We start from the raw sequence: 22,116 nt of genomic DNA, 5'->3' as shown, positions 1-22,116 counted from the left end.
TAGGTCACCCGTGGCCGGCTCGTCCTGGCGTCGATCGAAGGCACGCAGCTCATGCAGCTCATCGTCTGTGATCCGCTCTGGCCACGCCGCGACAGTCAACCAGGACGCGGGTGCATCGCTTGGTTGAACGAGTCGACTAAAGGCTGAGACTTCGCGATCGAGGGCTTCGACTCGACGAATGCGGCGGTCGTCGACCTCGACCAGTTCGTTGGCGCGCGCTCGCATTTGACCCCAAATTGCTCGTTCGTCGGCTGCGCCGAGGGTTATGGGCTCCCCGGGGTCGAAGTGATCTACTGACGTTTCTCCATCGGTGATCCACGCCCACGCCATTGACCACGACGGTGAGTGCGGGACACGAGGATTTCTGGCCACATTGGACGACCAGTCGTGCAGGCCCCCCAGCTTCTTGCGTTGGCTTGCGATCGGCCGATGGGGCCGCACGGGAGGGCGCGAACCCCTGCCTCGTGCCTCGATGCCGTGCCACCCTGCGCCCGTTTGGACGATGAAGTCGGGCCGGCTACCGTTCGCGACATGCAGCGGATGGCCTGGTGGGAGGCGGTCGGCATCGAGTAGTCCGTGTCGAGGATTCCAGTGGTAACTGGTCGCAGAGCCCAATGCGATACACAAGCCGAGTGATTCCGTGAGAAATCGCGACATGTGACTTGGGCATGACATGGCAGCGCCACTCCAGCTCAGAGGCAGCCCCGCGCGCCAGTTCGTGTTCTCCATCAGCAAGGCGGTCTCGGCGGCGACGGTCAGCAAGGTCGGTGGAGCATATGGCCTTCGGACCACGAAGGCCGAAACAAACGGCCACGTGGCCGGGTCAGATTGCCACGTCGTTGTGCCGGTGAAGTTCCAGGTTCCACCAGGGTCTGCCGCTGTCGGCACTCCAGTGCGTGAATAGTTGCGAACGCTTACCTCTGCCACTGCCTGCGCCGTCAGACCCGCCCTGCGACCGCCCGCCCCGCGGCGCGGCCGGAGAAGATGCACCCACCGAGGAAGGTGCCCTCGAGCGCGTTGTAGCCGTGGACGCCGCCGCCGCCGAAGCCGGCGACTTCACCGGCCGCGTACAGGCCGTCGAAGGCACTGCCGTCGGGCCGCATCACCTGGGCGTCGAGGTTGGTCTCCAGGCCGCCCAATGTCTTGCGGGTCAGGATGTTGAGGCGGACGGCGATCAGCGGGCCGTGTGCCGGATCGAGCAGGCGATGCGGCTTCGCTACACGAACCACCTTGTCGCCCAAGTACTGTCGCGCATTGGTGATCGCCATCATCTGCGCGTCCTTGGAGTACTTGTTGTCGAGTTGTGCGTCGCGGGCCGAGATCACCCGTTCGATCTGCTGCAGGTCGAGGGCCGGCCCACGCGCGATCTTGTTCATGCCGGCCACGAGTTCGGGCAGGTTGTCGGCGACCACGAAGTCGACGCCCTTGTTCTTGAACGCGTCCACCGGGCCGGGCGCACCCTTCGCGAATCGGCTCTTCGCCGCGAACTTCAGATCCTTGTTGGTGATGTCGGGATTCTGTTCGGAGCCCGACAGTGCGAACTCCTTCTCGATGATCGACTGGGTCAGGATGAACCACGAGTAGTCGTGACCGGTGGCGAGGATCTCACGCATCGTCGAATTGGTGTCGAAGCCGGGGAAGTTGGGTGGCGACAACCGGTTTCCGTTGGCGTCGAGCCACAGGGACGACGGCCCCGGGATGATGCGGATGGCATGGTCGGGCCAGATGGGATCCCAGTTGTTGATGCCTTCGGTGTAGTGCCACATGCGATCTCGGTTGACGATGTTGGCGCCGGCATCCTCGGCGATCCCGAGCATGCGGCCGTCGACGTGGGCCGGGACCCCGGAGATCATCGTCTTCGGTGCCGGGCCCAGTCGTTCGGTGGGCCAGTTCTTGCGGATGAGGTCACGATTGTGGCCGATCCCGCCGGAGGTGACGATCACCGCTCCGGCTCGAATCTCGAAGTCGCCGACCACTTCTCGGCTCGACGCCTTGCCGCGGTCGAGATCGGTGGGGGCCAGCAGCGACCCGCGCACGCCGACCGCCGCGCCGGTGCCGTTCTCGCCTTCGACGATCAGCTCGTCGACCTGATGGCGGAAGCGGAACTCGACCAGTCCCCGCTTCTCGGCCTCGAGCACTGGTTCGGCGAAGATGCGCACCACCTCCGGCCCGGTACCCCAGGTGAGATGGAAGCGCGGGACGGAGTTGCCATGGCCGTCGGCGAATCCGCCGCCACGTTCGGCCCACCCGACCACGGGCGTGAAGCGCAGACCGAGGTCGTGCACGTACTGCCGCTTCTCGGTGGCCGCGAACTCGACGTAGGCGCGGGCCCACTGCCGGGGCCAGAAGTCCTCGTCGTCGCGGTCGAAGCCGGCCGACCCCATCCAGTCCTGCAGCGCGAGTTCGGCCGAGTCGTGGATGCCGAGTCGGCGTTGCTCGGGACTGTCGACGAGGAACAGGCCGCCGAGCGACCAGAAAGCCTGGGCGCCAAGGTTGTTGCGATTCTCCTGATCGACGACGATCACCTTGCGACCGGCCTTCGTCAGCTCATGTGTGGCGACCAATCCGGCAAGTCCGGCACCGACCACAACCGCGTCGGCCTGCTGCTGCGTCAACGTTCTCTCCCCTCACGAGATGGCTCAAACACTAGTCCTCCCCGTATGGCGGCCGTGGTCAGAGTGAGATCGTCGCGTAACGATCGAACCAGGGCTGTGCCTCTTCGAGGGCGGCGGCGAGGGTGAGCAGATCGCCGTCGGCCCCGAGCCGGCCGACGAACTGAACGCCGAGGGGCAGTCCGTCTGCGGTCCAGTGCAGCGGCACGCTGATCGCGGGCCGGCCGGTCAGGTTTGCCAGTTGGGTGTAGGGCACCCAGCCGAGGTTCTCGGCGATGAGGTCGTCGAGTACCCCCATCCGCGACAGGATCGAGCCTCCGCGCACCCGGGCGATGATTCGCGATGCCCGCTGCAGCAGCGCGGGCGTGGTGGTGGCCCCGATCCGCAGCGGTGGGGTGGCCAGGGTCGGGGTCAGCAGGAAGTCATGTGTCTGGTGGAACCGCTCGAGCGCGAGCACATGGTTGTTGACGTTGTTCAGCGCGGTGAAGACGGGCACCACCCCCGCCGAGCGGCCGATCTCGGCGACCGCGAGCGTGTCGGCCTCGAAATCCGAGTCGGTGGCGCCGGTGAGGCGTTTGGCCTCGGCGACCTGATCGGCGACCTTCGCGAACCAGATGGTGAGGAAGTCCTTGGCAAGGGCTGCATCGTCCTGCGGTGGCGTGACCTCCTCGACGTGATGGCCCATTTCCTCGAGCAGGCGCGCGGCGTTCTGAACGGCGGTGATCGCTTCGGCGTGCGGGTCGGGATTGATCGCCGACGCGGTCGAGAAGCCGATGCGCAGTCCGCGCGGCCGGTTCGCGATCTGCTCGGTGAACGGTGTTGCGGGGACGGGGGTGGGGTACACCGACGACGGGGAGGGCCCGACGACCGCGTCGTAGATGGCGGCGGCGTCGCGCACGGTCCGGGTCACTGCGCCCTGGACGGCCATACCGAAGAGGAGCTCGCCGGTGTCGGGGCCGAACGGGGTGAGTCCGCGCGTCGGCTTGAGACCGACGAGGCCGTTGCACGCGGCCGGGATGCGGATCGATCCGCCGCCGTCGTTGGCGCCCGCGGCCGGCACGATGCCCGCAGCGACCGCCGCACCGCTGCCGCCCGACGAGCCGCCGGGTGTGTGGTCGGGGTTCCAGGGATTGTGGCTCGGACCCCAGAGTTCGGGTTCGGTGATGCCCTTGGCCCCGAACTCGGGAGTGTTGGTCTTGCCAAAGATCACCAGCCCGGCGTCGAGGAACCTTTGCACGATGGTGGAGTGCTCCGTCGCGACGAGTGTGGCGAGCGAACGTGAGCCCGACGACGTGGGGAACCCGCGATACTCCTGGCCGAGATCTTTGACGAGGAACGGGACACCGGCGAGCGGGCCGCTGAGGTCGTTACTGCCGACGCGCTCGCTCGCCGTCGTATCCATCCGATAGACGATCGCGTTGAGTGTCGGGTTCACGGCGTCGGCCCGCTGCTGGGCCAGGGTGAGTAGTTCGGCGGCGGTCACTTCGCGTCGGGCAACCAGATCGGTCAAGGCGGTCGCATCGAGCGCCAGGTATTCGCTGAGGTTCACTCTCACAACAGTAGTGACGCGGAACACAGGAATTTGCATCACCGTCGACGACGCAAATGGGTAACGCCGCGATGACGGTGCGAGCAGAGCGGCGGACGTAGGTTTTTCAGAAATTCATCCGGCCGACGATCGCGTCACGTTGGTGCAGGTCACATTCAGTTTGACGTCGATCGCGCCCGGTGCTGAGCCGGTGTGGACCGCGTTCTCGCCTTTGCCGGTGTGTTATCGAGCCGTTACACTTCCCATCGACGGGTTCAGACCCGGTAGGGACCAATACAATCCCTTCAACGAACAACTCTGATGCAGGCCCGATCGGGTCTTGAAGGATCGTAAGGAATGCGAATGCTGACTCGCGCCCGTAAGCGCCTCGTCGCCGGACTCGTGGCCTTGCTGGCCGTGTCGGCCGCGACGCTTGTTGCCGCCCCGGATGCTTCGGCCGCGCGCGGCTGCAGTGTCGAATACGTCCGGTCCGCTTCGATGCACCGCACCGTTCCGGTGTGCATCGTCTCGGCCGGCGGCTCCAACAAGCCGACGCTGTACCTGCTCGACGGGCTGCGCGCCCCGAACTACACCAGCGGCTGGCTGCAGAACACCGACGTCGCGAGCTGGATGGGCGGTCGGGGCACCAACGTCGCGATCCCGTTCGGCGGTGGCGGCAGCTTCTACACCGACTGGGAGCAGCGCGACCCGCGCCTGGGCGTCAACAAGTGGGAGACCTTCCTGACCCGTGAACTGCCTGCCTACATGGCTCGCGTCCACGGCAGCGACAACCGTCGCAACGGCATCGCCGGACTGTCGATGTCGGGCACCTCGGCGCTGAACCTCGCGTCGCGCCACCCGGGCTTCTACAAGGCTGTCGCGTCCTACAGCGGCTACCCGACCGTCACCATGCCGGGCTTCACCCAGGGCATCATGGCGTCGGTCGCCGAGATGGGCGGCAACCCCATCAACATGTGGGGCTTCTACCCGGCCGGTGAGTGGTTCCAGAACGATCCGTTCCTGAGCGCCGGCAACCTCGCAGGCAAGTACGTGTACGTCTCGGCGGGCACCGGTGTCGGCAGTAAGTACGACTCCTCGGTCAACCCGACCAGCGGCAACTTCGACCCGGTGAAGTTCGCGCAGATGATCCCGCTGGAGGTCGCCGCGTCGACCAGCAGCCAGCTGTACATCGCTCGCGTCGCGCTGGTTCCGGGCGTCAAGCTGACCACCCGGATCACCCCGGACGGCACCCACTGGTGGGACTACTGGCAGGCCGACTTCAAGCAGTCGTGGCGGACCACCTTCCGTCCGGCCTTCTTCTGACGGACTGAGCTCGGCTTACGCGGCCGGTGACCTTCGGGTCACCGGCCTTCGTCGTGGTTGAAGGGATCAGCTGCTTTTTCAGTAGCGTCCGTGCGAACCTTCGGCCGCTGCCTGAGGTGTGAGGAGCGCAAGCGACGGAACCCTTTACGCTGCCTGAGGTGTGAGGAGCGCAAGCGACGGAACCCCTTACGCTGCCTGAGGTGTGAGGAGCGCAAGCGACGAGCCTCGAAGGCCTGGTGAGACGACATCGTCAGCTCGCCAGGGGGCTTCGAGGCTCGCAGGCTCGCACCTCAGCCGGCGGGAGGGCCACCACGATCAGCCGGCGGGAGACTCGCAGGCTCGCACCGTCAGCCGGCGGGGAGTGTGACTACTCGCCGGGCGGCGGTGAGAAGCGATCCCGGAAACCGCGGGTGGCGGTGTCGTCCGCATCGGGTTCTCGATGCACCGGGCGGAACTCGTCCTCGGCGTCCGACGAGTGCCGGGGTCCGGTGACCTTGGGGATCTGCTCGGTGGGTCGTTCCCACGGATTCAGGCCGGCCGGGCGTCGTGCTTCCTGCTGCGTGGCCGTGTCCGCGTCGTCCGTCCGACGATCGATCACCGACGTCGTGGCTGCCGCTCCGGCACCCGCTGCGGCGTAGGGCGCCCGGCTGTCGGGCTCTCGGTCGACGACGCGAGTGGGTTCGTCGTCGGGTCCAGGTCCGTCGTCGGGTCCACGGCCATCATCGGGACCGTGTGGTGGATCGCCGGCATCGGCGTCGCGCTTACGGCCGCGCCAGAACAGAAGTGCCCAACCGATCAACAGCAGCACGCCGACGATCCCCAGGATGAGCGGCAACCAGAAACCGCCGAGCTTGAGCAGGCCCTTGTAGTGGTCGGCCTTCTCGGCCTGGTTGGCGATCGTCTCGTCACTCCACTGGAAGGTGCCCCGGAGCGAATCCATCCGGAAATCACGCACCGCCGACGAGGTGGCGTCGCTCTGGTCGGGCGAGCGGAAGTACTGATGCTGGTCTTCGCGCCCGTCGATGATCGTCCCGGTCTCGGGTTCGACCCACACATGGCGGGTGGCCGTCGCGTACCGGTGCATCTCGATCGGCTGGCTGGGTCGAATGCCACGCCCCGAGATACCCCACCACCGAGCCGGCATCGTCAGCATCGTGCCGAGGGCCGCGTTGCCCTGTGCATTGGGCAGTTCCGAGAGATCGCGCTCGGGCACCTCGCTGACGAAGTGGTAGGTCTTGACCCCGTTGATGTCCTTTTCGTCGACGAACTTCGCGGGCACATCCTGGCGGGTGTTCAGGTCGTACATGTAGTACTCGCGCTTCTGGACGTTGAAGCCGAACTTGTACTGGAAACCCTGCCGGCGGTCGAGGTCGACGGACACCTGCTTGACGTCGACGCCCTCGGGCGCGGCCTCGAGCTGCAGACTGTTGACGGTGTTGTTGGGAACCGACGTCTTGCGGTTCACCGAGACGCGGTCGATGTTGGCGGTCAGCAGTCCGTCATCGCAGTTGCGCTCCTGACCGGCCGCGGCGACGGTCGGTTCGGTCTCGTTGCCGTTCGCGTCGCGGATGCGGTCGATGAGCACCGTCTGCGCGGATTGGAGGGTGGCCTCGCGGCGGTCCGACGGCTCGACGATGACCGAGCGTCGCTGCTGGGTGAGGTGGGCCTCCATGGTCCGTGCGCGGCTCTGCGAGATCGAGCAGCGGTCGAAGATGACGGCGGGGAATCGGTTTCCGGTAGCGCCGTCGGCAGGCACCGTCGTCGACACGGACACGATGTCCAGGTCGAGGGGCACCACCCGAAGCTGAGGAACCAGCCATGCCGGGATGGCGATGGCCGCGGTGATGCAGGCAACGCCGAAAAACGCCAGCAGCGCCGGCCAGAAACGTCTCATTTGTGACTCCTGTGAATCAAGCTCAACGCCCCAACCCTAGTGCCCCGTGTCGGAGATTCACTACTGACTCCCCGACCGGTTGGCGTCGCCGGCGTACTGTTCAGCCTTGCGATGACTTCTCCGCCCGGCGGTCACGCTCGGCCTCCTTCAGGATGCCGGCCATGTAGCCGTAGATCTCCTTGTCCGCCATGGCCTTCCATCGTGGTGCGAGCAGCTTCATGTACTTCTCGACGTACAGCAGTTGCTTGCCGACCAGGACGAGCTCACGCGGCAGCCGTGCGTCGTAGGCCTTGGCCACTGCGGCGAGCTGACGGCCCAGGTCCGTGTACGACATCGACCCGAGATCGGTGGTGGACAGTGGCGCGGCCACCTTTTCGATGTCGGCAGCGCTGCCCGACGTCGAGCCCGGCCGGTGCACCGCGCCGAGTAGGAAGATGGCGCGACCGGCCGACTCGTAGTCCCCGCGCACGATGAGGTCGACGACGAGCTGGCGCAGAATGCGGCGCGTTCGTGGGGTGAACCGCCCGACGATCCCGAAGTCGAGCAGGACGAGTGTGCCCTTCGCGTCGACGAGGACATTGCCTGCGTGCAGGTCGCCGTGGAAGAGGCCGCCGTGAAAAGCCGATTCGAGCAGCGACAACAGCAGGTTCCGGCACAGTGCGACGCCGTCGTGGCCGGCCGCGCGGACCGCTGCCGCGTCGTCGATGCGCACCGCGTGGATGCGCTCCATCGTCAGGACTCGTGACGTCGTGAATTCGTCGTAGACGGTCGGGACGCGGACGCGGTCGCCGAACGGGCCGTCGCGCAGACACTCGTACCACTCGCGCATGGCGTCGGCCTCGATCCGGAAATCCAGTTCGGCGTCCAACCCGGTGGCGAAATCCTCGACCACATGCCGAGCGCTGAGCATGCGGCCGTACTCGGAGATCTCGGCCAGGCCGGCAACCCGTTCGAGGATGGCGACGTCGGGTGCCAGGCGCTCGGAGATGCCGGGCCGTTGAATCTTGACGACGACTTCCTCACCGTCGTGCAACGTGGCGGTGTGGACCTGCGCGATCGACGCCGACGCGATCGGTGTGGTGTCGAAGGAGGCGAAGATCTCTTCCGGCGGCGCGCCGAGTTCGGCGGTGAACACGTCGCGGACCACGGCGCTGTCGGCGGCCGGGACCCGGTCGAGGAGGGATTCGAACTCCGACGAGAGGGTTTCGGTGAACACTCCGGGACTCGACGCGATGAGTTGGCCGAGCTTCACATACGTCGGCCCGAGATGCTCGAAGGTCGTGCGGATCTCGTGAGCCACTCGCTTCGCGTTCGGGGCCCGACCCTGGAGCGCGTCGCCGACCGTATGGACAACGAACCGCCCGACGCCGGCTGCGGCGTGGGCTGTGGTGGCGCCGAAACGCGTGATCTCGGCGACCGGCGTCACCGGCTTCAGCCGAGCGCGCCGACCGTCGTCGACAGAACTGTGGATTGTCACCGTCGGCCATTGTAACGATCGGAACTGCTGCGATCCGGGGGCACGCGAGAGTAAACCAAGAGTCTCCTGAGGCAAAGATGAGACCCGGCTGAGCGAAATCTGACAACGCGGTGTATCAAATACGTGGTCGGGGATTTCGAGAAAGGACGATCGATGCGCATGAGAGCGATGCAGGGCCTGGTCGCAGTGGTGGCCGCGCTGACGCTGGCATGGACCGGAATGGGTCAGGCGGCGGCCGACCCGAACACTCAACTCCCGGGCGTCGACGACGGCGTCCCGAACTGCGCAGTGCTCCAGCCCCGAGCCTTCGCCGGGTACATCGGGACCAACGATCCCAAGCCGGCACGCAAGATGGACGAGAACTTCGCCAAAGTGCCGAAGGACTGGTGCAACACGTCGGTGGGCTTCAGCCGGCTGTGGTTCGGCAAGCCCAACGGTGTCACCTTCGGTATCCCCGACACCCCGCACGCGTTGTTCCCGTACAACAACGCCGAGATGCTCGCCAAGCCCATCTTCAAACCGGGCATGACGATGACGATGCGCGTCGGCGGCACCCAGCAGATCGGGTCGTGGGCCGGCACCACCGGCTGGGGTGTGTCCAACCGATCCATCGATCCGCTGGGTCTGGAGATCGCGTGGTTCATGTGGAACGACGGCAACGCGTACCTGGCCAACACCAGCGAGATCGTCAAACCGATCATCAACGCCCTCGGCATGGACTTCCCGCGTGGCTTCTTCCTGATGACCAAGAAGGCCGGCGAGATCGTGCCGCAGATTCGTCTGCTGCCGACGAGCTACCTGAAGAAGGAGCATGACTACGCGGTGGTGCTCGGCAAGAAGGACGTGACCTTCTACATCGACGGCAAGGAAGCCGGCACCGACGTCGCCCCGTTCTACGTCGACGGCAAGAAGCGCGGCGGCAAGGGCACCCACTACGGCACTTTCACCAACGCGCCTATCGGCACCTGGTACGACATCTCACGCCAGCCGGTACCCCTGCTCGGTCAGATGTGGCTCGACAGCGGCTACTGGTTCCCGCTGCCCCTGCCGCAATGGAACAACCGCTGGCAGACGGCCTACATGAAGCGCTACGTCCAAGGTCCCAGCAACGAGACGCCGCTGACGCTGACCAACTCCAAGGGCTGGTAGACATGCGTATCGCGGGCGTCCGGGTCATCTCGGACGCCCGCGGTCACGTATGCGTGAGGTGGCATGAGTCGCCGGTCGTCGGCAGACTGGCGGCATGTCGACAGTCAACGCCTACATCGCGACCGCAGCAGATCAGCCACTGAGCCCGACGACCATCGAGCGTCGCGACGTCGGACCGAACGACGTCGCCATCGACATCGCTTTCGCCGGGATCTGCCACTCCGACATCCACACCGCCCGCGCGGAGTGGGGTCGCACCAACTTCCCGGTGGTGCCCGGACACGAGATCGCGGGCACGGTGTCGGCGGTCGGGTCGGAGGTGACGCGGTTCGCGGTCGGGGACCGGGTCGGCGTCGGCTGCTTCGTGGATTCCTGCCGCGAATGTGGACCGTGCCGGGCCGGCGATGAGCAGTACTGCGAGCGCGGCATGGTCGGCACGTACAACGCCGTCGGACGTGATGGGCAGCCGACGCACGGCGGCTACAGCACCGCGATCGTCGTCGACGAGAACTATGTGTGCACGATCCCCGAAGGCATCGGACTGGCTGAGGCCGCGCCGCTGCTCTGCGCCGGCATCACCCTGTATTCGCCGCTGCGACATTGGCGGGCGGGGCCCGGTCAGAAGGTGGCGATCATCGGGCTCGGCGGTCTCGGACACGTCGGTGTGAAGCTCGCGCATGCGATGGGCGCCGAGGTGACGGTCCTGTCGCAGTCGCTGAAGAAGATGGAAGACGGTCTGCGTCTCGGTGCCGACAACTACTACGCGACCAGCGATCCCGACACCTTCCGTGCGCTGCGCAACCACTTCGATCTCATCGTCAACACGGTGTCGGCGAACCTGGACATCAAGAAGTACCTGAGCATGCTGGCCCTCGACGGAAGCCTCGTCGAACTCGGCCTGCCGGAGCATCCGATCGAGGTGCCTGCCTTCGCCCTGGCCGCCAACCGTCGCAGTTTCGCCGGATCGATGATCGGCGGTATTGCCGAGACCCAGGAGATGCTCGATTTCTGCGCCGAACACGGCATCGGAGCCGAGATCGAGGTGATCGCGGCCGATCAGATCAACGACGCGTACGACCGCGTCGTCGCCAGTGACGTCCGGTACCGCTTCGTGATCGACATCGCCACCCTGGGGTAGCCGGGCTGCACGGTCAACGGGTCTCGCCAGGCGGGTAGACGACGGGTAAGGTTTTCGACTGGGAATCGAAAACATCCTGGCGGTGTTGAGCCGAATAGGTATGTCCCTCGTCTCGAGAGGCTCGCGTCATGGCACAGCGGAACACAGTCGCGGATCTCGTGGTGATCGGCGCCGGTGTCGCAGGACTCACCGCCGCGCTGAGCGCCGCCGAGCGCGGACTATCGGTGGTCATCCTCAACAAGGGGCCGCACTGGGCCCCGAACCGCGCCGAGCAGACCACCTCGACCTTCTATGCACAGGGCGGCGTCGCCGTCGTGATGCCAGAGGCAGGCGAGGATTCGGTTGCCGACCACCTCTACGACACGCTCGCCGCCGGCGCGGGACTCACCGAAGCCGACGCAGCCGGACCGATCCTCGGTGACGGTTGGGCGTCGGTATCTGAACTGATCGAACGTGGCGCCGCGTTCGACCGAGGCCGCGACGGGCGGCTCCTGCGCACCCGCGAGGGTGGTCACCGGGCGCGGCGGATCATTCACGCGGGCGGTGATGCGACCGGCGCCGCGATTCAACGCACACTCGCCGATGCGGTGGCGCGCACCGACATCGACTGTCGAGACGAGGCGACCGCGACGTCGATCCTCACCCATCAAGGGCTGACCGTCGGGGTCGCGTATCTGCAGAATGGCCACCGGCATGCGGTGTATGCGCAGACCGTCCTGCTCGCGACCGGCGGCGTCGGCCACCTGTTCGCCGCGACCACCAACCCCGCTGGTGCGACCGCCGACGGCATCGCGCTCGCGCTGCGGGCGGGCGCTGTTGTCGCCGACCTCGAATTCATCCAGTTCCATCCGACGATGCTCTACACGCCCGGTGCACGCGGTCGTCGCACGCTGATCAGTGAGGCCGTGCGCGGTGAGGGCGGAAGGCTGGTGGACGTCGACGGCCGGTCGGTGACCGCCGGCATCCCGATGGGCGACCTCGCACCGCGCGATGTGGTGGCCAACGCCGTCGAGGACGCGATCGAGCGCACCGGGCATCCGTGCGTCTACCTCGACGTGACCGGGGTCGACGACTTCGAACGCCGCTTCCCGACGGTGACCGCCGGGCTGGTCGCGGCCGGGATCGACTCGGCGGACGGTCGAATCCCCGTCGTCCCGGGTGCGCACTACCTCTGCGGCGGTGTGGTCACCGACGCTGACGGTGCTACCTCGGTGCCGGGTCTGCTCGCGGCGGGTGAGGTGGCGCGGACCGGGTTGCACGGCGCCAACCGTCTGGCGTCCAACAGTCTGCTCGAAGGCCTGGTCATGGGACGACGAGCGGCCGACGCTGCGTGGCGTCGGCGAGGCGAGCGGGTGGTCGAGGCGCCTGGCGCCGACGACGGGCCCCTGCCCATCCTGGATCGGGGCGCGCTGCAGGACGCGATGAGCAAGTGGGTCGGTTTGCGGCGCTCGGCAGCCGGACTCGACGGTATGGCGGCGCTCCTCGACTCCGCGCCCCTCCGTCCCGCCTGCACCCCTGCGGACGTGGAGGATGCCGCGCTCACCCTGACGGCGCGTGCCGTGGTCGCCGCCGCGTCCGCCCGAACGGAGTCTCGTGGCGCGCACGTTCGCACCGACCACCCGCAACCCGACGTCGTCGGACACTCCCGATTCTTTCGGTTGCGCGACGGTGACCTCGAGCCGGTCGAACTCGCGGCCGCTGCCCGCCTGATGTGAGGTTTGGTCTCGACCCCGTCTGGGGGTGGCACTGAGGCGGGGTCCTTCGTAGACTGACGCCCGGGATCTCCACATTCACCGATTGGTTGGGCTTCTCGCGGCGTTCATGTGACCTTCACTTACGCGCTCGCGGGCCTCGGGTGGCGGACGCGTACAGCGAGTCGCGTCCGGCTGGGGAGAGAACACTGCGTGGAGGGAGTCGACGATGAACGGCGAGGGTTGCTGGTCGACAGTTGTGTGTCGGCCTGCCGAGCGGGTGGCGCTCGGTCTCGCTCCCGAGTCGGAATGGCTTCTGCAATGCCGGCTCGGCCTCGGACACAGCGGCAATCACGCGACCGACGCCAGCGTTCGGCCGCGGCACGACCGTCGACTCTGGCTCGAATGGAACGACTTCGACAATCGTGCGCAATCGCTGATCGACCGGAATCCCTGTCCGGTGCCGTCGCCCGAAGGTGCCGGATGTGTCTTCTTCGCGGGTCATGGTGGCCCGCATTTCTATGCGCGGTCCAACGGGCACGTGCCGTCGGCGATGTCGGCCGCACCTGGCCAGGGGCATCACACCGGCGCGCAGCCCACGGGTGGATACCCACTCGCGAAACCGCCGGTTTCCGAGCCTCCATATGCTGGACCCCCGCTCTCCGGGCCTTCCGGACCCCCTCTTTCCGGACCACAGACGGGTCCGCACACACCTGCGCCCATGCATCCCGCCCCTGGCGGCCCGATTCCGGCTCCGCCGACCATGCGGACCGGCGCCCATCACTTCCCCGATCCGCCTGCGCACGTGGCGCCCCAACCCCCGGTCGCTCCGCCGCCACCCCAACCGGTGGCTCAGCAACCTGCGGCCCCCGACGCGGCTGCCTATCGCGGGGGCCGGCGCTCGACAAACACCGAACCTCCCGTGGACGGTCACCCCGTTCACCAGGCCGAGTACGAAGGGCGTCGTCGGCGGTCGGAGGACGGCGGTAGTGCCTCCGGTGAGATCTCCCTCGATCGTGGGGAGCGCGAGGCGCAGATCGGCGCCGCGCTCGAGGAGGTCGCCAACGCGATCGCCAAACTTGCCGCGGTCCTGCGTCAGCACTGACTCCCTCTCCGAGTGATCTATACCCCCCAGGGGTAGCTTCCGTGCGCGCTGGATGCTATACCGGTAGGGGGTATAGGAGTGAGCGAGATGGACGATCAGCAACACGGCTACATCGGCCGCAAGGACGACTACTTGCGACGACTGCGTCGCATCGAGGGGCAGGCGCGAGGGTTGCAGCGCATGGTCGACGACGAGGCATACTGCATCGACATCCTGACGCAGGTCTCGGCGATGACCAAGGCTCTGCAGGCGGTCGGATTGGGTTTGCTGTCCGAGCACATGAGCCATTGCGTGATGCACGCCGCCCAAGAAAGCGACGACGCCGGACAGGTCAAGATCGACGAGGCCATGGCTGCCATCGAGCGCCTGGTGAAATCCTGATCGGCATCTCGCCAAACACCCTGCTGCACAAGATCTTCACTACGAGGGGAGTATCACCATGACGACAAGCAATTACAGCGTGACCGGAATGACCTGCGGACACTGCGTGGCATCGGTACGTGAGGAGATCGGCGAGATCGCCGGAGTCACCTCGGTCGCCGTCACACTCGACGACGGGACAGTGGCGGTCACCAGCGACCGCGAGATCGACCGGGCCGAGATCGCCGCTGCGGTGACCGAGGCCGGGTATCAGCTGGTGTGAGGCGCTGACATGAGGGTGATCGCCTATGTCGCAGCGCTCGTCATCGCCTTCGCGGTGGCGTTCGGCGTCGGATACGCGTGGGGTCCCGACACCGAACCGGCACCCGCGCATACCAATTCGCACACCACTCACCAGGGTGCCGCCGAGGTGGCGCGATGACGACGACTTCTGCCATCGACCTCGACATCGCGGGTATGACGTGCGCGTCGTGCGCCAACCGGATCGAACGCAAGCTCAACAAACTCGACGGCGTTGCCGCGTCGGTGAACTATGCGACCGAGCGTGCGCACGTGCAGGTGCCCGACGGTCTGAGCACCGACGATCTCGTCGAGGTCGTACGGGCGGCCGGGTACGACGCCACGCCGATCGTCGAGTCGCCAGATCCCTTCGCGGGCAACGGGGATGACCCCGCCCACGACGCCGACCCTGAACTGGACTCATTGCGTCAGCGGCTGATCGTGTCGGCCGTGCTGTCGGTGCCCGTCATCGCGATGGCGATGATCCCGGCGCTGCAGTTCACCAACTGGCAGTGGCTCTCGCTGACCCTCGCGGCACCCGTCGTCGTATGGGGTGCGTATCCGTTCCATCGTGCGGCGTGGATCAATCTGCGTCACGGTGCCACCACCATGGACACGCTGGTGTCGGTGGGGACGTTGGCTGCCTTCGGCTGGTCGGTGTACGCACTGTTCTTCGGTACCGCCGGAACACCCGGTCTCACACACGGTTTCGACCTCATTCCGCAACGCGCCGACGGCTCGTCACACATCTATCTCGAAGCGGCCGCCGGAGTCACGACCTTCCTTCTCGCGGGACGCTACTTCGAGAAGCGGTCCAAGCGCCGCGCCGGCGACGCCTTGCGCGCCTTGATGGACCTCGGTGCCAAGGATGTCGCGGTCATGCGCGGTGGCGTCGAGACGCGTATTCCGATCGGGCAGTTGGCCGTTGGGGACACGTTCGTGGTGCGGCCCGGTGAGCGCGTCGCGACCGACGGGATCGTGGTCGACGGTGCGTCTGCCGTCGATGCGTCGATGGTGACCGGCGAGTCCGTGCCGGTCGAGGTCACCACCGGCGACGCCGTCGTGGGCGCGACCGTCAACGCCAGCGGCCGGCTGATCGTCCGGGCCACGGCGGTCGGCGGCGACACCGCGCTCGCGCAGATGGCCAAGATGGTCGCGTCGGCACAGGAGGGCAAGGCCGACGCGCAGCGTCTGGCCGACCGCATCTCGGCGGTCTTCGTCCCGATCGTCATCGCGATTTCGGTTGCCACGCTGGGCTTCTGGCTCGGAGTTGCCGCCCAGTCGGGGATGGCGGGCGGCGACGTGACCTTTGCCTTCACCGCGGCCGTCGCGGTCCTGATCATCGCCTGCCCGTGTGCCCTCGGTCTGGCCACGCCGACCGCGCTGATGGTGGGCACCGGACGGGGAGCACAGCTGGGCATCCTGCTCAAGGGCCCTGAGGTGCTGGAAACCACGCGCCGCATCGACACGATCGTCCTGGACAAGACGGGCACCGTGACCACCGGCGACATGTCGGTGAGCGAGGTGATCCCGGCGTCGGGGCACGACGAGTCGTCGGTTCTGACGGCCGCGGCCGCGGTCGAAGCGGCATCCGAGCACCCGATTGCCTCCGCGATAGTCGCTGCAGCCAAGGGTGTTTCACTACCCTCTGTGGTCGGATTCCGTTCGACGCAGGGCGTCGGGGTGTCGGGGCAGGTAGACGGTCGCGACATTGTGGTGACCGCGCCGGATCGTACCGAGACGGCGTTGGGCGACGATCTCGCGCGGGCCGTCGACGAGGCACACGACCGTGGCGCGACCGCCGTGGTGGTGAGTGCCGAGGTGCAGCCCGTCGGGGTGATCGTCGTCGAGGATCAGGTGAAGCCATCCGCGGTCGCCGCCATCGCCGACTTCCGCCGGCTAGGTCTGACGCCCGCACTTCTGACCGGTGACAACGAGGGTGCTGCGCGTCGTGTGGCGCAGGAGGTCGGCATCTCCGATGTGACCGCCGGGGTCACGCCCGAGGGGAAGATCGACGCGATCAAGAAGCTTCAGGCGCAAGGACATTCGGTCGCGATGGTCGGCGACGGCATCAACGACGCCGCAGCACTCGCGCAGGCCGACCTCGGACTCGCGATGGGTACCGGCACCGACGTCGCCATCGCGGCAAGCGATCTCACGATCGTGAGCGGCGATCTACGACTGGTGGGTCAGGCGATCGAACTGTCGCGTCGAACTCTGGCCACGATCAAGGGCAATCTGTTCTGGGCCTTCGGCTACAACGTCGCCGCGATTCCACTGGCTGCCGCCGGACTGCTGAACCCGATGATCGCCGGTGCCGCGATGGCCTTGTCGTCGGTGTTCGTGGTGGGCAACAGTTTGCGGCTGCGGCGGTTCAACCCGAGTTAGCTCTGAATTAGTTCGCGGCCCGCGCGGCCGCATGCCGGCCCGCGCGACGACCGAAGTACGATCCCTCACCCAATTGCGTTCCGCTGCAATAGCCTTTGCAGTCCTGCGCAATGTTCGACGCCGAGGCGCCTGCCGCGTACAGACCGGGAACCACCTGCCCCGCTTCGTCGAGGACCTCGGCGTCCACGGATGTCGCCATGCCGCCCATGGTGAATCCGGCGTACATCGCCTTGCCCAGCGACAGGTTGTAGGCCGCCCACGGTCCGGTGTCCTGCGGTTCGAGGAACTCGGCTGCCTTGTGGAAGTCGGGATCTTCGCCCTTGGCGGCATTCTCGTTGTAGCGGGCCAGGGTTCGTTGCAGATTGCCCTCGGGGATGCCGAGATCGCTCTCCATCTCTGCGACCGTCTCCCAGCCGTCGATCAGCGGTACGAGGTAGTTGCGGTCGGGGTTCATATGGGACTCGTCGACGATGAGATAGGCCACGGCGTCGGGCTGTTCCATCACAAAGCCGGAGGTCCGGGCGTGGTAGGAGTCCTCGGTGACGAACCGATCACCGTTGGCGTTCACCACGATTCCGGTGACCATGCTGGCCGGCGGGTAGATGGGCGCGGTGATGAAGGCGTTGTCCATGTACTTCAGCTCGGCGCCGACCGATGCGCCCATGCGCAGGCCCAGGCCGTCGTCGTAGGTATTGCCGAGGACAAACGGCTTCTCGGCCAGATGCGGCGTGTTGGCCGCGACCATCTCGGGGTTCATCACAAAGCCGCCGGCCGCGATGATCACCGACCGGGCCTTGATGACGCCTTCTTCGCCGGGCCGCTTCCACACGACCCCGGCCACTGCGCCGTCGTCGTCGACCACGAGTTGCCGTGCGCCGGTGTCGTATCGGACTTCCGCGCCGAGCTCGGCCAATCGCTTGACGAGGAGGTCGATGACCATCGACGCACCGCCGGTGTCGCCGGGAACCGGCACTTTGTGTCCACGAGGAGCAGGCTTGGCCATGTCCTTGAACGGCCAGACCTTCTCGTTGCCGGTGTACATCAACCCCTCGGTGCCGGGCTGGATGACCGCCTTCTCCGGGTAGAAACTCCGCTCGAAGGCGAACCCGAGATTCTCCAGCCAGGTGAAGTGTTCGACGCTGTCGGTGCAATAGGCGTGGATCTTGTCGACCTCGGGGTCCACCGAGACGGCGGTGAGGTACTTCTCCATCTCCTCGACGCTGTCTTCCTGCCCGGTCGCCAGCTGCACGGCCGTGCCGCCGCCGAGGTAGAAGAATCCGCCGGCCATCGACGTGGTGCCGCCGGCCGCCGCCGCGCGTTCGATCAGGAGCACCTTGGCTCCGTGCGCCGCTGCCTCCACGGCCGCACAACCGCCCGCGATGCCGAACCCGATCACCAGGACGTCGACCTCGTCGGAGAATTCGGTCACGCTCGAGAGTGCGACGGTGTCGGGGATGTCCGTGCTTGCTGCCATGCCGCATACGATAGCGGAGAAACTAGAACATGTTCTAGTCCTGGTCGAATTGCGGCAGCGGCCGAGTAGGCGGTCGTCGGGCGAATGGTCGACGCTGGTTTCCGGGGCCGTGTCACCCGCCGCGAAATGCGGGTATCAACGAGGGTGTGACGAACTTCGGCTCCACCCCGGTGCGCTCAGCCTGCGCCGCGTTATCGGGTGTCGTCGCGGTTGCTGCCGGGCTCGCGGTCGGCGAGTTGGTGGCCGTCCCGATCTCGCCCGATGCATCGCCGTATTTCGCGGTGGGTTCGACCGTCGTCGACCATTCGCCGACGTCGGTGCGCGAGTGGGCGATCTCGACGTTCGGCACGTCGGACAAGACCGCCTTGTTCATCGGGATGGGTGTCATCATCGTGCTGATCGCCGCCGGTTGCGGGCTGGCCGAGCGGTTGCGCCCGCCGGTGGGCTCGGTGATCATCGGCGTGTTTGCGCTGGTCGGAGTCTTCGCCGCGATGGGTCGGCCGGGTTCGTCGGTGACTTATATGTTTCCGTCCATCGTTGCCGGGGCGGTCGGGATACTCGTCCTCCGTGTGCTGATCTCATTGCTGGCCGACCGGCCGGACCTCGACCCACCCGAGAAGGCGGATGGGTTGTCGCGACGGTTTGTGCTGACCGCCGGTGGGGTGATTGCCGCTGCGGCCGTGGTCGGCACCATCGGTCGCCGGATGCTGGCCGACACCGCGAACACCCTGGCCGACCGCGCGCGACTCGTCCTGCCGGTGCCGGCCAAGCCCGCCCCGCCGATCCCGCCCGGAACCGATCTCGACGTCGACGGTGTCACCCGGTTCGTCACCGGCAACGCCGATTTCTACCGCATCGACACCGCACTGCAGGTGCCGCGCCTGACGACAGCCGACTGGTCGTTGCGCATCCACGGGATGGTGGACAAGGAGGTCCGACTGTCCTGGGCGGACCTGCTGGCGATGCCGATGACGGAGCGCCTGGTGACGCTGACCTGCGTGTCCAACGAGGTGGGTGGCGACCTCATCGGCAACGCCAAGTGGCTGGGCGTGCCGATGAAGGAGGTCCTGGAACTGGCCGGCGTCCGACCGGGCGCCGACATGCTGTTGTCGACCAGCTCCGACGGCTGGACCTGCGGAACCCCGGTGTCGGCGGTGACGGACGGTAGGGACGCGCTACTCGCCATCGGGATGAACGGTGAGCCGCTGCCCATCGAACACGGGTACCCCATCCGTCAGGTGATCCCCGGGCTGTATGGCTATGTGTCGGCCACCAAGTGGGTGGTGGACTGGGAGATCACCAAGTTCAGCGAAGCGAAGGCGTACTGGTCGACGCGGGGATGGTCGGAACTGGGTCCGATCAAGTTGTCGTCGCGGATCGACCGCCCGGCCAACAGCACTGAGCACGCGGCCGGCGAGGTGGTGATCGCGGGGACGGCATGGGCGCAGCACACCGGCATCGAGCGCGTCGAGGTGCGCATCGACGACGGCCCGTGGCAACCGGCAGAACTGGCAACCGAATACAGCGTCGACACCTGGCGGCAGTGGAAGTTCGCCTGGCAGGCCACCAGCGGTGAGCACGACGTGCAATGCCGGGCGATCGACAAGATGGGGAACGCCCAGATCGAGGACAATGCGTCGCCGGCGCCGGATGGCTCGACCGGGCTCGACGGTCGGACGTACACGATCACGTGAGGGGTTGGGGCTGGAGCTGCCGAAATCTGTACGTGGCAGCGAAGCCGAGTGGAATGTGCACTTCGTCGGGGTGACGCGTACAGAAAACCTGTGGTGGGTCGTCGGGCCGGCTTCGCCCGCAAAATCTAGGGGAGGAGTTTCTTCCCCGGGGTTCGAAGTCGTCCGCTAGAGATTTCGCGGGGACGACACCAAGGGTAGGGGACGAGTTTTCTTCCCCTACTTTTTGTGCGGAGGCATCGCGCGGCGCGCTGACGCGGAGCACGGCGACCAACGCCTTGCGGGGTTCACCCAATCGGATGAATCTCAGACGATCGCCGCAGGTGAGACGGTATCGTTAGGATGTCTCACATTAACGAAGGCTAATTGCTGATTCGATAACCGATACACTCTCGCTCAATTGTCGGTGACGTCCGGAACACCCCCGCCCGGACGGGCCGACAGTTGTTTGGTTCGAAGGGATTCAGGTGCGTCGGATTCTTTGGCTGTTTGCTGTCCTGACCACGGTCGGAGCGGTGTTCCTCAGCCCCAACCCGAGTGCTCATGCATTGCAGATCGGGTCGATCGTCTTCCCGGACTTCAACCCGCCGGTCACCATCGATCAGTCGAAGCCGACGACCGTCGCTGAACCGGAGTGGGTCGCCCTGCAAATCGGGCGCAACTTCGACAGTGGCAAAGGTGACGTCGTCATCTTGATCCCCGGCACCACCGACTACGACGGCACCGATCAGCTCGGACGCACGCGCGACATAGGCATGTTCGGCACCGATCCGGATACGCAACCGCCGGTGCAGGTCGTCGACTACCCGGCAGCATTCGGCCTGACGATCGGGCCGCTCCCGATCTATCTCGCCGGCGAGGGCACCTTCAACGAGTCGGTCGATATCGGTACCCGCAAGGGCGTGGCGGCTGCCGAAGCGGCCTACGACCCGGACAATCCCGACCAGATCATCGTCATCAACGGCTACTCGCAGAGTTCGCCAGTCGCGATGAATGTCGCCTACATGCTCAAGGAGCGTGGCACGATCCCCACGGACCAGATCGTTGTCATCGTCGGCGCCGACTCCCGCTTCCCGCATTCCGGTGTGGAGAACGTAGTGCCCAGCTTCATTCCGGGCATGTACACCAACGGTGATCGCGACACGGACGACATGGAGGGCATCAAGGTCATCTCCTATTGCGTCCGCGGTGACGCGACGTGTGGTGTCGGCAACCCGTTCACCAATCCGATCGGGACGTTCTTCTACCTGATCCCCGGCTTCTACGTGCACGCTTTCCTCACGTACCGCATCAACGAGTACGAGGTCATCGATACGTGGTCCAGCCAGGACCCTGATCGTGGTTGCGGATGTGGCAACACGACCTACGTCGTCTACGACGGTGGAAACCCCTGGGGGATGATGCTGCGCGACTTGGGTATCCCGATCCCTACGGAGGTCGACGACATCCTGTCCGCGATCATCCCGGTCCCGATGCCGGGGGAGCAGTCGACGATCGCCGGCGTGCCGGTGCCGACGCCGCGTGAACTGCAGGACTCCATCTACGAGGCGCTCGGACTGACCGTCACGGTGACCGATCCTGATGTGAACAAGACGGTCCGCGACGACATGCTCGTCGATGACACGCAAGACGACTCCAAGACTGCAACTCCGGCGACCACGGCCAACACCGCCACGGCGCGGGGTCTTGCCGAGCGAGTCGACACCACGGCGAACGACGAGGGCGCTGACAACAACAGCGCCGACGACGACGACGGCGCCGCCGGCGAGAAGAAGGACGACAAGAAGTACGGCAACGCCGAAGCGGACAACGGTGACGACGACGCCAACGACGACGACAGTGTCGCCGATGACGACACCACCGATCACGACGCCACGACCACGGGCGACGACGCCGCCTCGCACAACGGCGCCCCCAGCGGTGCCGGGCACGAAAACAATTCCGACAGCGCGCATTCCGAGTCGGAAGACTGAGTCGGCCGACCCA

General features: G+C 66.4%; 16 protein-coding genes. 11 read left to right on the top strand and 5 right to left on the bottom strand.

The window, feature by feature from the left end; translation table 11 throughout:
- Positions 1 to 938: 938 nt before the first annotated feature.
- Positions 939 to 2,615 (bottom strand): FAD-binding dehydrogenase, encoded by a 1,677-nt coding sequence (locus ACWDTF_RS13000; RefSeq protein ID WP_355277172.1) that lies wholly within the window; start codon positions 2,613 to 2,615, stop codon positions 939 to 941.
- 58 nt (positions 2,616 to 2,673) lie between these two features.
- Entirely contained in the window at positions 2,674 to 4,161 is a 1,488-nt protein-coding gene (locus ACWDTF_RS12995; RefSeq protein WP_355277174.1) for an amidase, read from the bottom strand.
- Between the two features lie 342 nt (positions 4,162 to 4,503).
- Between ACWDTF_RS12995 and ACWDTF_RS12990 the strand changes: the two genes are divergently transcribed.
- Entirely contained in the window at positions 4,504 to 5,463 is a 960-nt protein-coding gene (locus ACWDTF_RS12990) for an alpha/beta hydrolase (RefSeq protein ID WP_355277176.1), read from the top strand.
- 367 nt (positions 5,464 to 5,830) lie between these two features.
- On the opposite strand, the gene ACWDTF_RS12985 is transcribed toward ACWDTF_RS12990, so the two are convergent.
- Both ACWDTF_RS12985 and ACWDTF_RS12980 read right to left on the bottom strand, forming a co-directional pair.
- A complete protein-coding gene (locus ACWDTF_RS12985) occupies positions 5,831 to 7,357 on the bottom strand; it encodes a DUF3068 domain-containing protein (RefSeq protein WP_449754474.1) in 1,527 nt (508 codons plus the stop codon).
- A 100-nt stretch (positions 7,358 to 7,457) separates the two neighbouring features.
- A complete protein-coding gene (locus ACWDTF_RS12980) occupies positions 7,458 to 8,834 on the bottom strand; it encodes an ABC1 kinase family protein (RefSeq protein WP_449754473.1) in 1,377 nt (458 codons plus the stop codon).
- A 159-nt stretch (positions 8,835 to 8,993) separates the two neighbouring features.
- On the opposite strand from ACWDTF_RS12980, the gene ACWDTF_RS12975 reads away from it, so the two are divergent.
- The 8 genes from ACWDTF_RS12975 to ACWDTF_RS12940 all read left to right on the top strand — a co-directional run bounded on the left by ACWDTF_RS12975 (position 8,994) and on the right by ACWDTF_RS12940 (position 16,965).
- Complete coding sequence (locus tag ACWDTF_RS12975) at positions 8,994 to 9,983, top strand: hypothetical protein (protein WP_449754472.1); 990 nt, start codon at positions 8,994 to 8,996, stop codon at positions 9,981 to 9,983.
- Between the two features lie 94 nt (positions 9,984 to 10,077).
- Complete coding sequence (locus ACWDTF_RS12970) at positions 10,078 to 11,121, top strand: NAD(P)-dependent alcohol dehydrogenase (protein WP_240855040.1); 1,044 nt, start codon at positions 10,078 to 10,080, stop codon at positions 11,119 to 11,121.
- A gap of 128 nt (positions 11,122 to 11,249) precedes the next feature.
- The gene (nadB, locus tag ACWDTF_RS12965; protein WP_240855037.1) at positions 11,250 to 12,836 is read left to right on the top strand and encodes an L-aspartate oxidase; all 1,587 of its coding nucleotides are present in this window, start codon (positions 11,250 to 11,252) and stop codon (positions 12,834 to 12,836) included.
- Positions 12,837 to 13,041: 205 nt separating this feature from the next.
- Positions 13,042 to 13,917, top strand: coding sequence for a hypothetical protein (locus tag ACWDTF_RS12960; protein ID WP_240855036.1), 876 nt, complete (start codon positions 13,042 to 13,044; stop codon positions 13,915 to 13,917).
- 87 nt (positions 13,918 to 14,004) lie between these two features.
- On the top strand, positions 14,005 to 14,298 hold the full coding sequence (locus ACWDTF_RS12955) for a metal-sensitive transcriptional regulator (protein WP_240855034.1): 294 nt from the start codon (positions 14,005 to 14,007) through the stop codon (positions 14,296 to 14,298).
- A gap of 58 nt (positions 14,299 to 14,356) precedes the next feature.
- Positions 14,357 to 14,560, top strand: a complete 204-nt coding sequence (locus tag ACWDTF_RS12950) for a heavy-metal-associated domain-containing protein (RefSeq protein ID WP_240855033.1) — start codon at positions 14,357 to 14,359, stop codon at positions 14,558 to 14,560.
- Between the two features lie 9 nt (positions 14,561 to 14,569).
- A complete protein-coding gene (locus ACWDTF_RS12945) occupies positions 14,570 to 14,719 on the top strand; it encodes a hypothetical protein (RefSeq protein ID WP_240855032.1) in 150 nt (49 codons plus the stop codon).
- The gene (locus ACWDTF_RS12940; protein ID WP_449754471.1) at positions 14,716 to 16,965 is read left to right on the top strand and encodes a heavy metal translocating P-type ATPase; all 2,250 of its coding nucleotides are present in this window, start codon (positions 14,716 to 14,718) and stop codon (positions 16,963 to 16,965) included. Before ACWDTF_RS12945 ends, ACWDTF_RS12940 begins: the two co-directional genes overlap by 4 nt.
- Positions 16,966 to 16,972: 7 nt before the next feature.
- Here ACWDTF_RS12940 and ACWDTF_RS12935 read toward each other — a convergent pair whose 3' ends face one another.
- Positions 16,973 to 18,439 (bottom strand): FAD-binding protein, encoded by a 1,467-nt coding sequence (locus ACWDTF_RS12935; RefSeq protein WP_240855028.1) that lies wholly within the window; start codon positions 18,437 to 18,439, stop codon positions 16,973 to 16,975.
- A gap of 146 nt (positions 18,440 to 18,585) precedes the next feature.
- Here ACWDTF_RS12935 and ACWDTF_RS12930 point away from each other — a divergent pair, with 146 nt between their 5' ends.
- On the top strand, positions 18,586 to 20,133 hold the full coding sequence (locus ACWDTF_RS12930) for a molybdopterin-dependent oxidoreductase (protein WP_449754470.1): 1,548 nt from the start codon (positions 18,586 to 18,588) through the stop codon (positions 20,131 to 20,133).
- Positions 20,134 to 20,597: 464 nt separating this feature from the next.
- Positions 20,598 to 22,103, top strand: a complete 1,506-nt coding sequence (locus ACWDTF_RS12925) for an alpha/beta hydrolase family protein (RefSeq protein ID WP_355277194.1) — start codon at positions 20,598 to 20,600, stop codon at positions 22,101 to 22,103.
- Positions 22,104 to 22,116: the final 13 nt, after the last annotated feature.

It is taken from the genome of Gordonia sp. NPDC003422, from assembly GCF_053588675.1.
Note: the sequence above shows the minus strand (reverse complement) of the source record. Positions and strands in the feature narration are given on the sequence as shown.

Excerpts from the sequence above, each read along its gene's own strand:
- nadB (WP_240855037.1), top strand. The coding sequence starts at position 11,250 with ATGGCACAGCGGAACACAGTCGCGGATCTCGTGGTGATCGGCGCCGGT.
- ACWDTF_RS12940 (WP_449754471.1), top strand. The coding sequence starts at position 14,716 with ATGACGACGACTTCTGCCATCGACCTCGACATCGCGGGTATGACGTGC.
- ACWDTF_RS12985 (WP_449754474.1), bottom strand. The coding sequence starts at position 7,357 with ATGAGACGTTTCTGGCCGGCGCTGCTGGCGTTTTTCGGCGTTGCCTGC.
- ACWDTF_RS12990 (WP_355277176.1), top strand. The coding sequence starts at position 4,504 with ATGCTGACTCGCGCCCGTAAGCGCCTCGTCGCCGGACTCGTGGCCTTG.
- ACWDTF_RS12935 (WP_240855028.1), bottom strand. The coding sequence starts at position 18,439 with ATGGCAGCAAGCACGGACATCCCCGACACCGTCGCACTCTCGAGCGTG.
- ACWDTF_RS12960 (WP_240855036.1), top strand. The coding sequence starts at position 13,042 with ATGAACGGCGAGGGTTGCTGGTCGACAGTTGTGTGTCGGCCTGCCGAG.
- ACWDTF_RS12950 (WP_240855033.1), top strand. The coding sequence starts at position 14,357 with ATGACGACAAGCAATTACAGCGTGACCGGAATGACCTGCGGACACTGC.
- ACWDTF_RS12945 (WP_240855032.1), top strand. The coding sequence starts at position 14,570 with ATGAGGGTGATCGCCTATGTCGCAGCGCTCGTCATCGCCTTCGCGGTG.
- ACWDTF_RS12970 (WP_240855040.1), top strand. The coding sequence starts at position 10,078 with ATGTCGACAGTCAACGCCTACATCGCGACCGCAGCAGATCAGCCACTG.
- ACWDTF_RS12975 (WP_449754472.1), top strand. The coding sequence starts at position 8,994 with ATGAGAGCGATGCAGGGCCTGGTCGCAGTGGTGGCCGCGCTGACGCTG.
- ACWDTF_RS12955 (WP_240855034.1), top strand. The coding sequence starts at position 14,005 with ATGGACGATCAGCAACACGGCTACATCGGCCGCAAGGACGACTACTTG.